A 14619-nucleotide genomic window follows, 5' to 3' on the forward strand; every position below is an offset into this window, starting at 1 on the left:
CGGTCGTGACCGAACTTCTCGTCGAAGGCGCGCTTGAGGTCGTAACCGTGGCGCGGCCCGGACTCCAGGAGTCCCAGGAGGGTGTGACCGATGGACATGCGGAGCACTCTACACACGGTGTATACGCACTATGTATACGCCCCGTGCAGAGACCATGGCGGCGGGTACAGGCGGACCGCTCCGGTGCAGGTCAGAGGGTGTGTGTCACGGTTTCGCCACGACGGGGCCGTACGCGCGGCCGTGCGGTCAGGGCGGTGGTGCGGCTCCCGGGCCGCCGCTCCTCGGCGGGCGGCCCCGGCGCGGCATGGGCCCGGTGTCGCCGGGCAGTCGGCCGGCCTCCGCCAGCGCCCTGCGGAGCAGGAACTCGATCTGAGCGTTGGCCGAGCGCAGCTCGTCGCCCGCCCAGCGGGCCAGTGCCTCGTACACCTGCGGGTCGAGCCGCAGCAGCACCTGCTTGCGCTGCTGCGGCCGTCGCCTCGGCGCCGGGCCCTCGGACGGCACGGAACCCTCGGGCGAGGTCGTCACTGGTAGAGCGTCCCCGTGTTCAGGACCGGCTGGGCGGCGCGGTCCCCGCAGAGCACGACCATCAGGTTGGACACCATCGCCGCCTTGCGCTCGTCGTCCAGCTCCACGATGTCCTGCTCGCTGATCCGGGCGAGCGCCGCCTCGACCATGCCGACCGCGCCGTCCACGATCTGCCGCCGCGCGGCGACCACCGCGCCGGCCTGCTGCCGCTGGAGCATCGCCGAGGCGATCTCGGGGGCGTACGCGAGGTGCGTGAAGCGGGACTCGATGATCTGCACGCCGGCCGCCTCCACGCGCGCGTGCAGCTCGACGGCGAGCTTCTCGGTGATCTCCTCGGCGTTGCCGCGCAGCGAGAGGCCGTCCTCGTCGTGGGCGTCGTAGGGGTACTCGATGGCGATGTGCCGCACGGCCGCCTCGGTCTGGGTGGAGACGAACTCGACGTAGTCGTCCACCTCGAAGGTGGCCTGCGCGGTGTCCTCCACCCGCCACACCACGACCGCGGCCAGCTCGATGGGGTTGCCGTAGGCGTCGTTCACCTTGAGCACGGCCGTCTCGTGATTGCGCACCCGGGTGGAGATCTTGGTGCGGGAGGTGAAGGGGTTCACCCAGCGCAGGCCGTCCTGCCGGATCGTGCCCCGGTACCGCCCGAAGAGCTGGACCACGCGGGCCTCGCCCGGCGCCACCATGTTGAGCCCGCACATCGCGAGGAACGCCGCCAGGGCGACCACGATGCCTCCGACGATCAGCGCGGCCTTCCCGCCGGCCGCGTCGACCGCGGTGGCGGCGACGACGAGGCCGGCGCCGACGAGCAGCCCGACCAGTCCGAGGAGCAGGGCGAACCCGCCGCCGATGCTGTGCGCCTGGCTCTCGCGGACCCGTGGGGCCGGCATCTGGGGCACATCGGCGGTGGCCTGCGGGGCATCGTGTGTGGACATGGGTGGTCCCCCGTTCTCTCTTTGCTTGCTAAGTGATATCACTTTACACCCCGATCACAACCCTGAACCCCTCTCGTACGTCGGTTCCTTTGGAGCGGGTGCTGATTCTCACGTCCGTACAAGGCTGGATCGGTAGCCCTTTGTCATATCTCCCGGTGTTAGCTTTCTGAGCTGACCTGAGCGACGAACCTGTGTGACGCGTGAGCGAGACGTGCCCACAGATGACCGAAGCGGAGCGGATCGGACCCATGGGGCGAGCGGAAGAGAGAAGAGCGCGACAGCGCGGTGGACGCCGCGCGGCGCCGAAACGCCGCCGTTCGCCGGCCCCCGGCGGAGCTGCGGGCGGCAAGAGCCGGATACGCCGGCTCTTCACCTGGAAGAAGATCGTCGGCACCTTCTTCGGCCTCTGCCTGCTCGGCATGGGCGCCTTCATCGTGCTGTACATGGTGATCGACATCCCCGAGGGGAACCCCGAGGCCGAGCTGCAGAGCAACGTCTACAAGTACAGCGACGGCAGCATCATGGCGCGCACCGGCGACCGCAACCGCGAGATCGTCGACCTCGCCAAGATCCCCAAGGACGTCCAGCGCACCTTCGTGGCCGCCGAGAACAAGACGTTCTACAAGGACGCCGGCGTCGACCTCAAGGGCACCGCGCGCGGTGTGCTCAACACCCTGTCCGGCAAGGGCGCGCAGGGCGGTTCGACGATCACCCAGCAGTACGTCAAGAACTACTACCTGACCCAGGAACAGACGGTCTCGCGCAAGCTGAAGGAACTGGTCATCTCCCTGAAGCTGGACCGGGAGAAGTCCAAGGACTACATCCTCGCCGGCTACATCAACACCAGCTACTACGGCCGCGGCGCCTACGGCATCCAGGCCGCCGCCCAGGCCTACTACCGTGTCGACGCCGAGGACCTGACCGTCGAGCAGGGCGCCTACCTGGCCGCCCTGCTCCAGGCGCCGAACCAGTACGACTGGGCGATCGCCAGCCCGACCGGCAAGAAGCTCGTCCAGGAGCGCTGGAACTACGTCCTGGACAACATGGTCGAGCAGAAGTGGCTGAACGCGGGCGACCGGCAGGGCATGAAGTTCCCGGAGCCCAAGGAGCCCAAGGGCGCCGCCGGAATGGAGGGCCAGACCGGCTACCTGGTGGAGGCCGCCAACTACTCGCTCAAGAAGCAGCTCGTCGCCCAGGGCGCCGCCGAGGACATGGAGCAGGCCAAGGCCCTGGTGGACCTCGGCGGCTACACCGTCACGCTCAACATCGACAAGAAGAAGCAGGCCGCGCTGGAGACGGCGGTCAAGGAGAAGCTCACCAGCAAACTGGACCCCGACAAGCGCAAGGTCGACGCCGACGTCCAGGCCGGAGCCGTCTCCGTCGACCCGAAGACGGGCTCCGTCGTGGCGATGTACGGCGGCGTGAACTACCTGAAGCACTACACCAACAACGCCACCCGCGACGACTACCAGCCCGCCTCCACCTTCAAGCCGGTGATCCTCGCCGCCGCCGTGGACCACGACGCCGAGACCCAGGACGGCGTGCCGATCACGGCCAACACCCTCTACGACGGCGACAGCGAGCGCCCCGTGATGGACGGCGACCAGGAGGTCGGCTTCGCCCCGCCCAACGAGGACGACCACGACTACGGCGAGATCGACGTCCAGGAGGCGATGAACAAGTCCGTCAACTCCGTCTTCGCGCAGATGGGCGTCGACGTCGGGATGACCGAGGTCATGAAGGTCGCGGCCGACCTCGGCATGGACACCGAGGGCGAGCAGGCCGTGCCCGCCCAGACCCTGGGCAGTATGGGCGCCAGCCCGCTGGAGATGGCCGGCGTCTACGCCACCTTCGACAACCACGGCAAGAAGGTCACCCCGGCCATCGTGAAGTCGGTCGAGCACAAGGACCGCACGATCGAGATGCCCGACCCGATCGGCGAGCAGGTCATCAGCCGGGAGGCCGCCGACACGGTCACCTCCGTGCTCACCGGCGTGGTCGACGACGGTACGGCCAAGACGTCCGTGCGCGAGAACCCGCTGCGCGACGGCCAGCAGGTGGCCGGCAAGACCGGTACGTCCGACAACAACAAGTCGGCCTGGTTCACCGGCTTCACCCCGGGGCTGGTCACCTCCGTCGGCCTGTTCGGCGAGGACGACAAGCCGCCGCACCCGCAGGTCCCGATGTACCGGGCGGCCGGCGTCGACTACCGCGTCAACGGCGGTGGGCCCCCGGCGGAGATCTGGGCCGCGTACACCTTCGGCGTCATGGACGAGGTCACCGAGTTCCACCTGAAGACCAAGCAGGGCGCCGCGGTCAAGCCCAGCACGTCGCCGTCCAGCTCCGGTTCGCCGAGCCAGTCGCCGTCCCATGAGGCGTCGACCGAGGCACCGCCGCCCTCGAACGACCCGTCGACCGAGGCGCCGCCCGCGTCCGACGACCCGTCGACCGAGGCGCCGCCCGAGTCGCCGACGCAGTCGCCGTCGAACAGCGCGTCCAGCGGTGAGACACCGCCGGACGGCGGCGGGGGCTCCACCGAGTCGGGCGGCCCGGACTTCCCCGGCGGGGACTGGGTGCCGTAGAGCGGCGGCAGCCGCGAGGACGCACGAAGGGGCGCCCGGTGCTCACCGGGCGCCCCTTCGCGTGCCGCCGCTCGCCGGCCGCGGCTGCTCAGCCGCGGTTCAGCTCGAACCACACCACCTTGCCGGTGCTCAGCCGCGTCGCGCCCCAGCGCCGGGCCAGCCGGTTCACCAGGTACAGGCCGCGCCCGCCCTCGTCGGTCGCCCGCGCCTGCCGCAGCCGGGGGAGCTGCGGCACGTCGTCGCCGACCTCGCAGCGCAGCACGTCCGTGCGCAGCAGCCGCAGGGTGACCGGCTTGGAGGCGTAGCGCACCGCGTTGGTCACGACCTCGCTGACCAGCAGCTCCACGGAGTCCGTGAGGTCCTCCATGCCCCAGCGGGCCAGAGCGCGCCGGGCCAGACGGCGGGCCTTGCCGGGAGCCGCATCCTCCGGCTCCAGGAACCAGTACGACACGTCGCTGGGCGCGATCCCGTCGAAGCGGGCGGCGAGCAGCGCGATGTCGTCGTCCCGGTCGCCCGGGCCGAGCATGTCCAGCACCTCGTCGCACAGGGCTTCCAGGGGCGGCGGGTGATCGGGGCCGGTGAGCTGCGCGGTCGCCGCCAGCCGCTCCCGCAACTGCTCTATGCCGGTCCACACGTCCCGCAGCCGGGACTCGACCAGGCCGTCCGTGTACAGGAGCAGGGTCGCGCCGGCCGGGGCGTCCAGCTCCACGGCCTCGAAGTCCACGCCGCCCACGCCGATCGGGGCGCCGGCCGGGACCCGCAGCACCTCGGCGTGGCCGCCCAGGTGCAGCAGGACGGGCGGCGGGTGGCCGGCGTTGGCGACGGTGATGCGGTGCGAGACCGGGTCGTACACCGCGTACAGGCAGGTGGCCATGCGGTCGGTGCCCAGGCGCTGGGCCTGCTCGTCCAGGTGGTGCAGCACCTCCTGCGGCGGCAGGTCGAGCCCGGCCAGGGTCTGGGCCGTGGTCCGCAACTGGCCCATGATGGCCGCCGACGTCATCGAGTGGCCCATCACGTCCCCGACGACCAGCGCGACCCGGCTGCCCGGCAGTGGGATGGCGTCGTACCAGTCGCCGCCGACCCGCGCGGTCTCGGCGGCCGGCAGGTAGCGGGAGGCCAGCCGTACGCCGGTGCAGCGCGGCAGGTTCTCCGGGAGCATCGTGCGCTGCAGCTCGTCGGCGATGTACGCCTCCCGCCCGTACAGCACCGCCTTGTCGATGCCCAGCGCGCTGTGCGTGGCGAGCTGGGCGGCCACCAGCAGGTCGTCGGCCTCGAAGGCGACGCGCTCCGGGCCGCGCAGGAAGAGCGCGGCACCGATCACCCGGCGCCGCCCGCGCAACGGCGCGAGGATCGCCCTGCGGCCGTCGGGCAGGGCCAAGCCCTTCTCCTCGCCCAGCAGTTCGGGCAGCGCCGCGCGGGCCGCCCGGGTGTCCGTGAAGACCGGGCGCACCCCGCGCAGCACCTCGGCGAGCGCGCTGCCCGGCCGCACCTCGCACAGTTCGGCGCCGAGCGTCTCCAGCTCCGAGGGCTCCGGCTGGACCGCCGGAGTGAAGCCGCCCTCGGTGTCCCGCTCGGCCGGTATGCGGTCGGTGCGCCGCAGCCGCAGCACCAGGGGACCGGTGGGGCGCTCGTCGCCGACGGGCAACGGCTCGCGCAGATAGACGAGGATGGCGTCCGCGAACGTCGGCACGGTGGCCCGGCACAGCCCCATCACGATCTCGTCCAGGTCCATGCCCCGCGCGATCCGCCGGGTCGCGGCGCCCACGAACCGCAGCCGGTCCCCGTCCCGCCGCATCGGCGTGGGCCGCCCGGGCGCGGTGGGCTGTCCGGTACGCCGGTCCGGCTCCGCCCCGCGCCGGGGCGCGGCACCGTCCTGCCGCCCGCCGTCCGGGACCAGGGCCCCCGGGGCGACACCACCGGCGGTCACGTCGCCGGAGGCCGTGCCCGCCGACGGCACGCCCTCCGGCTGCGCGGCGCCCGCCTGCCCGCCGTCGGGCTGGGCCGGGACCCCCTCGGCAACGGGGCGCGGACGGTGCGCGTCGGCCTCGGCGGCCTGCTCCGCGACCGGCTGCGCGTGCTCGGAGGTCCCCGTGGGGTCCGTGCCGGGCGGCGTCTCACCGCTGCGCCCCTGGACCGGTAACGCCGACCCGGAGGAGTCCGCCGGTACGGGGGTATGCAGGAGCGCCCCGCGGGGGTCCGTGGGGTCGGCGCCCGTGGAGGGGCGGTCGAAGGATGTCGGGTGCTCCGTCACGCGTGTCGAATCCATCCGTCCGGGACTGCGCGCGGCGCGTGCAGTTCGTCCCGCAGGAATCCCGATACCCGCAATCCGTGTCCGGGGAACGGGATTCCCGCGTGGTCAGAGGCAGTTCCTGTGTCGCCGGCGGACCGTCTGCGGCCCGTCTCCGTGTTGCCCTCGTACCCCTCGCTCACGTCCTGCCGCCCCTCGGTGACGATCGGTCAAGCACAGTGCGCACTCCGCCGGTTGCCGCTGCCGCGCTCGTTGCGGAGGACGATCCTACGTTTCTTGCCGGGGGGCACATCAAGGGTCTCATGAGGAGACGTGCGCGGGCGTGCGATCCCAGTCCCCCGGCAGGGTGGGCACCGGCCACGCCGGATCGGGCCGCCAGTCCTCCCAGCCGTCGGCGAACGGCGCCCCCCAGGCCCGGATCCCCGCGACCGCGGCCCGGCCCGCCCGCCGCACCCGCTCGGCCTGCGCCGGGTCCATCAGCCCGTCCCGCCCGGCCTGCGCGAACTCGTCCTCGTCGCGCCAGTGCCAGGTGCGGTCCGGGTGGACGGAGATGTCCAGGAAGTGGTCCTCGCTGTCGACCCCGCCCTCCCAACGGGACAGCGGCTCCTCCAGGTTGACGTACCAGTTCTTGAACCGCCAGCCCGGGTCCCAGAACAGCCACACCGACCAGGCCTCGCCGGGCCGCGCCAGCTTCAGCACCCCCGTGCCGAACCACCGGTCACGCTGCACGGTGCGGGGCTTGGTGTAGCGCGAGGCCAGCGGTTCCAGGTGCACGGGCGTGCCGTCCGCGAGGACCGGCTTCACACACTCCGTGCCGGGCGCCAGCCACACGGCGAGCAGTTCGGCGTCGTCCCGGACGACGGTGACGGGGCGGGCGATGTGCACGCGCGGGCCGCCGTTCTCCCGGTAACGCCACAGGATGTGACTGCCGGGCGCCCAGTGGTCCACCGGGGCCGCCGGGCCGTCCGCTGCCGGTCCCCTCGCCGCCGCGCTCACCGCTTCACCGTCTGCCATGGACAGATATTAGGTGCCACGGCCAATCGATGCGCCGAGGACCGCGGGGGCGTGCGCCCGCGCACGCCCCCGGCCCCGGTTGCCGGGTCCCCTCACGGACGGGTCATCCGCAGCACGTCGAGCGCCTCGTCCAGTTGCTCCTCGGTGAGGTCGCCGCGTTCGACGTACCCGCCCTCCACCACGACCTGGCGGATGGTCTTCCGCTCGGCCAGCGCCTTCTTGGCGACCTTCGCGGCCTCCTCGTACCCGATGTACTTGTTGAGCGGCGTGACGACGGAGGGGGACGACTCGGCGTACTCCCGCGCCCGTTCCCGGTGCGCGACGATCCCGTCCACGGTCCGGTCGGCGAGCAGCCGGGAGACGTTGGCCAGCAGCCGCACCGACTCCAGCACGTTCTTGGCGATGACCGGCAGCATGACGTTCAGCTCGAAGTTGCCGGCCGCCCCGGCGGCGGCGACCGTCGCGTCGTTCCCGGTGACCTGGGCGGCGACCATGAGGACGGCCTCGGGGATCACCGGGTTGACCTTGCCGGGCATGATGGACGACCCCGGCTGGAGGTCGGGGAGCGCGATCTCCGCGAGCCCGGTGCGCGGCCCGGACGCCATCCAGCGCAGGTCGTTGGCGATCTTCGTCAGCCCGACGCCGACGGTCCGCAACTGCCCGCTCGTCTCGACGACACCGTCCCGGGCGCCCTGCGCCTCGAAGTGGTCGCGCGCCTCGGTCAGCGGCAGCCCCGTCACGCGGGCCACCTCCTCGATGACGGCCGCGGAGAAGCCGGGCGGGGTGTTGATGCCGGTGCCCACGGCCGTGCCGCCCAGCGGCAGCTCGGCGAGGCGCGGCAGGGACGCCCGGAGCCGCTCGATGCCGTACCGGACCTGGGCCGCGTACCCGCCGAACTCCTGGCCCAGCGTGACGGGCGTGGCGTCCATCAGGTGCGTGCGCCCGGACTTCACCACGTCGGCGAACTCCTCCGCCTTGCGCTCCAGGGCGCCGGCGAGGTGGTCGAGGGCCGGGATCAGGTCACGGGTGACGGCGGCGGTCGCCGCGATGTGGATCGAGGAGGGGAAGACGTCGTTGGAGGACTGGGAGGCGTTGACGTGGTCGTTGGGGTGCACGTCGCGGCCGAGCCGCTCACCGGCCAGGGTGGCGATGACCTCGTTCGTGTTCATGTTGGACGAGGTCCCCGAACCCGTCTGGAACACGTCCACGGGGAAGTGCTCGTCCCACTTCCCCTCGGCGACCTCCGCGGCCGCCTCCTGGATCGCGGCCGCGAGGTCCTCGTCGAGCACCCCCAGCTCGGCGTTGACCTTCGCCGCCGCGCCCTTGATCCGGGCGAGCGCCTCGATGTGCGCGCGCTCGATCCGCTGCCCGGAGACGGGGAAGTTCTCGACGGCACGCTGCGTCTGCGCGCGCCACTTGGCGTGGGCGGGGACGCGGACCTCGCCCATGGAGTCGTGCTCGATGCGGTAGTCGCTCATACCGGGTACAGCGTGCGGGGCGGGGCGGATGTTCCAGGGGGAATCCCCCCGGACCGGGACGGGAAGGGGCGGCGGGCGAAGCATCCCCCCACCGCCCCGGACGGGCCTAGGCCAGCCCCGGGCCCCGCACCGGAATCGTCGTGAACGTCGGCTGCTCGGGTTCCGGCGAAGTGAAGAAGTCGTTGCCCTTGTCGTCCACCACGATGAACGCCGGGAAGTCCTCGACCTCGATCTTCCAGACCGCCTCCATGCCGAGCTCCTCGTACTCGACGACCTCGACCTTCTTGATGCAGTCCTGCGCCAGCCGGGCCGCCGGTCCGCCGATCGACCCCAGGTAGAAGCCGCCGTGCGCGTCGCACGCGTCCGTGACCTGCTTGCTCCGGTTCCCCTTCGCCAGCATCACCTTGGAGCCGCCCGCCGCCTGGAACTGCGCCACGTAGGAGTCCATGCGCCCGGCGGTGGTCGGGCCGAAGGACCCGGACGCGTACCCCTCCGGCGTCTTCGCGGGGCCGGCGTAGTACACCGGGTGGTCCTTCAGGTACTGCGGCATCTCCTCGCCCGCGTCCAGCCGCTCCTTGATCTTGGCGTGCGCGATGTCGCGGGCCACGACCAGCGGGCCGGTCAGCGACAGCCGGGTCTTGACCGGGTGCTTGGTCAGCTCGGCCAGGATCTCGTCCATCGGACGGTTGAGGTCGATCCTGACGACGTCCCCCTCCGACTCGAGGTGCTCGTCCGTCGTCTCCGGCAGGAACCGCGCCGGGTCGGTCTCGAGCTGCTCCAGGAAGACGCCCTCGGCGGTGATCTTCGCGACGGCCTGCCGGTCGGCGGAGCAGGACACGGCGATGGCGACCGGGCAGGACGCGCCGTGCCGGGGCAGCCGCACCACACGCACGTCGTGGCAGAAGTACTTGCCGCCGAACTGCGCGCCGATGCCGATCTTCTGGGTCAGCTCGAAGACCTTCTCCTCCAGCTCCTTGTCCCGGAAGCCGTGCCCGAGCGCAGAACCCTCGGCCGGGATCTCGTCCAGGTAGTGCGCGGAGGCGTACTTGGCGGTCTTCAGCGCGTACTCGGCCGACGTGCCGCCGACCACGATCGCCAGGTGGTACGGCGGGCAGGCGGCCGTGCCCAGCGAACGGATCTTCTCCTCCAGGAACTTCATCATGGAGGTCTCGTTCAGGACGGCCTTGGTCTCCTGGTACAGGAACGACTTGTTGGCCGAGCCGCCGCCCTTGGCCATGAAGAGGAACTTGTAGGCGCCGCCGTCGGTCGCGTACAGCTCGATCTGGGCGGGGAGGTTGGAGCCGGTGTTCTTCTCCTCCCACATGGTCAGCGGGGCCATCTGCGAGTAGCGCAGGTTCAGGTTCTGGTAGGCGTCGTAGATGCCCCGGCTCAGGGCCTCCTCGTCGCCGCCCGCGGTGAGCACGTTCTGGCCGCGCTTGCCCATGACGATCGCCGTGCCGGTGTCCTGGCACATCGGCAGCACGCCCGCCGCCGCGATGTTCGCGTTCTTCAGCAGGTCGAGGGCGACGAACTTGTCGTTGCCGGACGCCTCGGGGTCGTCGATGATGCGGCGCAGCTGCGCCAGGTGGGCCGGGCGCAGGTAGTGCTGGATGTCGTGGATGGCCTCTTCGGCCAGCTTGCGCAGCGCCTCCGGCTCCACCTTGAGGAACGTCCGCCCGTCGGCCTCGAAGGTGGAGACGCCCTCGGCGGTCACCAGCCGGTACGGAGTGGTGTCCTCGCCCTGGGGGAGCAGATCGGTGTACGCGAACTCAGGCATCTCGCCCATTCCTCACTAGACATCACGCGCGGCTGGACTTCGCTGGATCTCCGGCGGAGCTCCCAGCAACGACGGCTGGCCTCCATTGGCAGCGCCCACCAGCGTAAAACCTGCCCGCGGCGGCGAGCTTGTGAGGTAAGGCTCAGTTGGCCGGCCGCCCCGGTCCACGACGTCGTCGTCCACAGGGGCTGGTCGCGATCTATCGCGTTTCGGTACGCTACGGCCGTGGACCTTCACAAGCACGCCCCCGCCGCCCCGCGCACCTCCGAGCTGCGCGCCTCGGACGCCGACCGCGACCGCGTGGCCGACATGCTGCGCGAAGCCCTCGCCGAGGGGCGGCTCACCGCCGACGAGCACGCCGAGCGCGTCGAGGGCGTGCTGGCCGCCAAGACCGTCGGCGAGCTGGACGTCTTCGTACGGGACCTGCCGGCCGCCCATCGCGGCGGCACCCCGGCCCCGGCCCCGCACGCCCCCACCGCCGGCGCCATCCCGGCGGAGCCCGACGAGAACGTGGTGGCGGTCCTCAGCAGCGCCGTCCGCAAGGGCCGCTGGCGGGCCAACCGCCGCATCCACGCCTACGCGGTCTTCGGCAGCGTAGAGATAGACCTCAGCGAGGCGGTCTTCGAGTACCAGCAGGTCGTCATCAAGGCGTTCTCCGTCTTCGGCAGCGTCGACGTCCGTGTCCCGGAGAACGTCTCGGTGCGCGGCGCGGGAGGCAGCGTCCTCGGCAGCTTCGAGGTCCGCACCTGCGACTCCGACGAGGCCGAGGCGCCCGTGATCTACGTGGACGGCTGGGCCGTGCTCGGCAGCGTCGACGTGCGTCCCAAGCGCGGGAAGTTCGTCGCGGACATCCTCGACCGGGTGCAGCGCCGGGTCGAGAAGGGCATGCGCAAGCACCTGTAGCGCGGCCCCGGCGGCGGTTGAGGACTCAGTGCATAGGCGCGCGTACAACGGGTAAGCCTTGACGCATCGTCTCTCGCTAGCGAAGCCGTCGTCAGGAGTAGACCCGTGCTGCAACCGCCGCATTCGTCCCTGCAGGTAGCTGCCGTTCCGGCCCAGCGGGGGCCCGTGCGGGACAGGGACCAAGACGCTCCCTGGCACACCGAGGCGGTGTGCCGGCGCGACGAGGCCGGACTGTTCTTCGCCCCCTCCAAGGAACCGACCGCCGCCCGGCTCTCCCGCGAAGAGGCCGCCAAGCGCGTCTGCGCGCGCTGCCCGGTCATGGTCGAGTGCCGCGAGCACGCCCTCCTGCAACCCGAGCCCTACGGCGTCTGGGGCGGCCTCACCGCCGCCGAACGCCGCGTGGTCCTCGCGCGGCGCCGCCGCCGGGAGATGGAGCTCAAGAAGCCCGCCCGCACGACGGGCCGCATAGCCGCGGCAGGTTAGGTCCCGGGCAAGCGGAAGGGCACCCTCTCCGCACAGAGGGTGCCCCTTTCGGCGTCACGACCTGTCTACGGCACTTCCCGACGCCGGGCACCGCAGCCGGCCAAGGGGCGCGGGGAACCGCGCGACGGCGAGCCACGACGTATGCCGCACCCGCCTCCCGGCGGAGGCACCCCGACTCAGTGGGCGCCCCGCACGTTCGGCGGAGTCACTTCGCCCGGTCGAAGTCGATCGCGCTGTACGCCCGCAGTTTGCTCAGCCGGTGCTCGGAGTCGATCCTGCGCACCGTCCCCGACTTGGACCGCATCACGATCGAGTCGGTCGTCGCCGTCTCCGAGCGGTACCGCACCCCGCGCAGCAGCTCGCCGTCGGTGATGCCGGTGGCGACGAAGAAGACGTTGTCCCCGGAGACCAGGTCGTCGGTGGTGAGCACGCGGTCCAGGTCGTGCCCCGCGGCCACGGCACGCTGCCGCTCCTCGTCGTCCTTGGGCCACAGCTTGCCCTGGATCGTGCCGCCCAGGCACTTCACGGCACAGGCCGAGATGATGCCCTCCGGCGTGCCGCCGATGCCCAGCAGCAGGTCGATGCCGGTGCCCTCGCGCAGGGCCAGGATGGAGCCGGCCACGTCGCCGTCGGAGATCAGCTTGATCCGGGCGCCGGTCTCCCGGACCTCCTTGATCAGGCCCTGGTGCCGGGGCCGGTCGAGGATGACGACGGTGACGTCCTCGGGCGTGCGGCGCTTCGCCTTGGCGATCCGGCGGATGTTCACCGCCACGGGCGCGTTGATGTCGACGAAGTCGGCGGCCTCCGGGCCGGTGACCAGCTTGTCCATGTAGAAGACCGCGGACGGGTCGAACATGGAGCCGCGCTCGGCGGCGGCCAGTACCGCGATCGCGTTGGTCATGCCGTTGGCGGTCAGCGTGGTGCCGTCGATGGGATCGACCGCGATGTCGACCTCGGCCCCGGTGCCGTCGCCGACCCGCTCCCCGTTGAAGAGCATCGGGGCCTCGTCCTTCTCGCCCTCGCCGATGACGACGACGCCGTTCATCGAGACGGTGTGGACGAGGGTGCGCATCGCGCGCACCGCGGCACCGTCGGCGCCGTTCTTGTCACCGCGTCCGACCCAGCGGCCGGCGGCCATTGCCGCGGCCTCGGTGACCCGGACCAGCTCCATGGCGAGGTTGCGGTCGGGGGCCTCCGAGGGGACGTCCAGCTCGGACGGGAGATGATGCTCGGTCATCGGAACGCACCTTTCTGATACGACGACGGCCGGATGAGGGTTTGGCCACGACTCTATCGTCAGTCCGACTAAATGAGCAGGGGACCCCACGTATGAGCACATGGGGGACCTGCGACGATAGGACGCGTGGCAGGTACGAACGGCAAGCAGAAGACGGCCCGGGACATGGTCCTCTCCCTGGGGGTCATCGTTCTCGCGGGACTGGTCATGTGGCTCTTCATCCCGCACGACGACGACGGCGGGCCCGACATCAAGCGGGTGGACTACACGGTCGAGCTGACCACCGCGCGCCGCGCCGCGCCGTACCCGGTGGCGGCGCCCGAGGGGCTGGCCCAGGAGTGGAAGCCGACCTCCGTGCGCTACCGCGGCGCCGAGGACAACACCTGGCACCTGGGCTACCACGCCCCCGACGGGGAGTACGTGGCGGTCGAGCAGTCGACGGGCAAGCCGTCCGAGTTCATCGAGCAGGCCAGCCAGGGCGGGCGCAAGACCGGGACCACCGAGGAGATCGGCGGCCGGACGTGGACCCGTTACACGGGCGGGCGCTACGAGGCGCTGGTGCTGCAGGACACCGACGGCGTGAAGGGCGCGACGACGGTCGTGGCAGGCACGGGGTCGTTCGAGCAGCTCGGCCAGATGGCCGCGGCGCTGAAGCTGGCCTGACCCGGCCGGCCGCGCGGCACCCGTACGCTGCCGGCCGAGCGGCCGCGCACACGACGAAGCCCCCGGCGCACCGGGGGCTTCGTGACGTTCGCCGGTCTCAGACCGTGGTGACGACCTGCTCGTAGTCCAGGCGCGGGGAGCGCGGGAACCAGGCGTCCGGGCCGGGGCGGCCGATGTTGACGACCATCAGCGGGGTGTGGTCGTCGTCCAGGAACTCCTTGCGCACGCCCTCGAAGTCGAGGCCGGTCATCGGCCCGGCGGCCAGGCCGGCGGCGCGGACGCCGACGATGAAGTACGCGGCCTGCAGGGCGGCGTTCAGCGAGGCGGCGCCCTCGCGCACCGGGCGCTCGCTGAAGAAGGCGTCCTTGATCTGCGGGGCGTGCGGCATGAGCTGCGGCAGCTCCTCGTGGAACTCGTTGTCCGCCGACAGGATCGCGACCAGCGGGGCGGTCGCCGTCTTGGGCCGGTTGCCCTCGGCCATGTGCTTGACCAGACGCTCGCGGGCCTCGGCGGAGCGGACCAGCGTGATGCGCAGCGGCGACTGGTTGAAGGCGGTCGGGCCGTACTTGACCAGGTCGTAGATCGCCTGCACCTGCTCGTCGGTCACCGGCTCGTCGGTGAAGGTGTTCGCGGTGCGGGCCTCGCGGAACAGCAGGTCCTGGGCAGTGGGGTCAAGAACGAGAGACATACCTGATCTTTCATGCGGGTGCGTCGGCTTCCTGTGACGTGGGGCAGGAGCCGTTGACGGGGACGACCTTACGGCAAAGAAGTTCA

12 protein-coding genes and 1 pseudogene are annotated in these 14619 nt (G+C 71.5%); 4 read left to right on the plus strand and 9 right to left on the minus strand.

The window, feature by feature from the left end; all coding sequences use genetic code 11:
* From IG88_RS0130740 to IG88_RS0130750, 3 genes and pseudogenes are all read right to left on the minus strand, one after another.
* A pseudogene (locus tag IG88_RS0130740) lies at positions 1-98 on the minus strand (PadR family transcriptional regulator); the annotation flags it as partial.
* A gap of 148 nt (positions 99-246) precedes the next feature.
* On the minus strand, positions 247-525 hold the full coding sequence (locus tag IG88_RS0130745) for a hypothetical protein (protein ID WP_051852133.1): 279 nt from the start codon (positions 523-525) through the stop codon (positions 247-249).
* Positions 522-1460, minus strand: coding sequence for an SPFH domain-containing protein (locus IG88_RS0130750; RefSeq protein WP_031048346.1), 939 nt, complete (start codon positions 1458-1460; stop codon positions 522-524). The genes IG88_RS0130745 and IG88_RS0130750 overlap by 4 nt, the downstream gene beginning before the upstream one ends.
* Positions 1461-1708: 248 nt before the next feature.
* Between IG88_RS0130750 and IG88_RS0130755 the strand changes: the two genes are divergently transcribed.
* Positions 1709-4042: a transglycosylase domain-containing protein gene (locus tag IG88_RS0130755; RefSeq protein WP_031048348.1), complete on the plus strand. Its 2334-nt coding sequence runs from the start codon at positions 1709-1711 to the stop codon at positions 4040-4042.
* Between the two features lie 88 nt (positions 4043-4130).
* Here the strand turns inward: IG88_RS0130755 and IG88_RS0130760 are convergent, their stop codons facing one another.
* From IG88_RS0130760 to IG88_RS0130775, 4 genes are all read right to left on the minus strand, one after another.
* Positions 4131-6293, minus strand: a complete 2163-nt coding sequence (locus IG88_RS0130760) for a SpoIIE family protein phosphatase (RefSeq protein ID WP_078861664.1) — start codon at positions 6291-6293, stop codon at positions 4131-4133.
* 297 nt (positions 6294-6590) lie between these two features.
* The gene (locus tag IG88_RS0130765) at positions 6591-7304 is read right to left on the minus strand and encodes a DUF402 domain-containing protein (RefSeq protein ID WP_031048351.1); all 714 of its coding nucleotides are present in this window, start codon (positions 7302-7304) and stop codon (positions 6591-6593) included.
* A 92-nt stretch (positions 7305-7396) separates the two neighbouring features.
* Positions 7397-8782 carry a class II fumarate hydratase gene (locus IG88_RS0130770; protein WP_031048353.1) on the minus strand — a complete coding sequence of 462 codons (1386 nt, stop codon included), beginning with the start codon at positions 8780-8782 and terminating at the stop codon, positions 7397-7399.
* A gap of 106 nt (positions 8783-8888) precedes the next feature.
* Positions 8889-10559 (minus strand): fumarate hydratase, encoded by a 1671-nt coding sequence (locus IG88_RS0130775; RefSeq protein ID WP_037837071.1) that lies wholly within the window; start codon positions 10557-10559, stop codon positions 8889-8891.
* A gap of 225 nt (positions 10560-10784) precedes the next feature.
* On the opposite strand from IG88_RS0130775, the gene IG88_RS0130780 reads away from it, so the two are divergent.
* Positions 10785-11462 carry a DUF1707 SHOCT-like domain-containing protein gene (locus IG88_RS0130780; RefSeq protein ID WP_031048358.1) on the plus strand — a complete coding sequence of 226 codons (678 nt, stop codon included), beginning with the start codon at positions 10785-10787 and terminating at the stop codon, positions 11460-11462.
* Positions 11463-11567: 105 nt separating this feature from the next.
* Positions 11568-11945 carry a WhiB family transcriptional regulator gene (locus IG88_RS0130785; RefSeq protein WP_031048361.1) on the plus strand — a complete coding sequence of 126 codons (378 nt, stop codon included), beginning with the start codon at positions 11568-11570 and terminating at the stop codon, positions 11943-11945.
* 205 nt (positions 11946-12150) lie between these two features.
* Here IG88_RS0130785 and glpX read toward each other — a convergent pair whose 3' ends face one another.
* A complete protein-coding gene (gene glpX, locus IG88_RS0130790) occupies positions 12151-13182 on the minus strand; it encodes a class II fructose-bisphosphatase (RefSeq protein WP_030400798.1) in 1032 nt (343 codons plus the stop codon).
* A gap of 126 nt (positions 13183-13308) precedes the next feature.
* On the opposite strand from glpX, the gene IG88_RS0130795 reads away from it, so the two are divergent.
* Positions 13309-13845, plus strand: a complete 537-nt coding sequence (locus tag IG88_RS0130795) for a DUF4245 domain-containing protein (RefSeq protein WP_031048364.1) — start codon at positions 13309-13311, stop codon at positions 13843-13845.
* Between the two features lie 97 nt (positions 13846-13942).
* Here IG88_RS0130795 and IG88_RS0130800 read toward each other — a convergent pair whose 3' ends face one another.
* Positions 13943-14533 carry a malonic semialdehyde reductase gene (locus IG88_RS0130800; protein ID WP_031048366.1) on the minus strand — a complete coding sequence of 197 codons (591 nt, stop codon included), beginning with the start codon at positions 14531-14533 and terminating at the stop codon, positions 13943-13945.
* Positions 14534-14619: the final 86 nt, after the last annotated feature.

This window comes from Streptomyces sp. NRRL F-5650 (assembly GCF_000721365.1).
GTDB lineage: Bacteria > Actinomycetota > Actinomycetes > Streptomycetales > Streptomycetaceae > Streptomyces > Streptomyces ardesiacus.

Excerpts from the sequence above, each read along its gene's own strand:
- IG88_RS0130750 (WP_031048346.1), bottom strand. The coding sequence starts at position 1,460 with ATGTCCACACACGATGCCCCGCAGGCCACCGCCGATGTGCCCCAGATG.
- IG88_RS0130755 (WP_031048348.1), top strand. The coding sequence starts at position 1,709 with ATGGGGCGAGCGGAAGAGAGAAGAGCGCGACAGCGCGGTGGACGCCGC.
- IG88_RS0130765 (WP_031048351.1), bottom strand. The coding sequence starts at position 7,304 with ATGGCAGACGGTGAAGCGGTGAGCGCGGCGGCGAGGGGACCGGCAGCG.
- IG88_RS0130770 (WP_031048353.1), bottom strand. The coding sequence starts at position 8,782 with ATGAGCGACTACCGCATCGAGCACGACTCCATGGGCGAGGTCCGCGTC.
- IG88_RS0130775 (WP_037837071.1), bottom strand. The coding sequence starts at position 10,559 with ATGCCTGAGTTCGCGTACACCGATCTGCTCCCCCAGGGCGAGGACACC.
- glpX (WP_030400798.1), bottom strand. The coding sequence starts at position 13,182 with ATGACCGAGCATCATCTCCCGTCCGAGCTGGACGTCCCCTCGGAGGCC.
- IG88_RS0130800 (WP_031048366.1), bottom strand. The coding sequence starts at position 14,533 with ATGTCTCTCGTTCTTGACCCCACTGCCCAGGACCTGCTGTTCCGCGAG.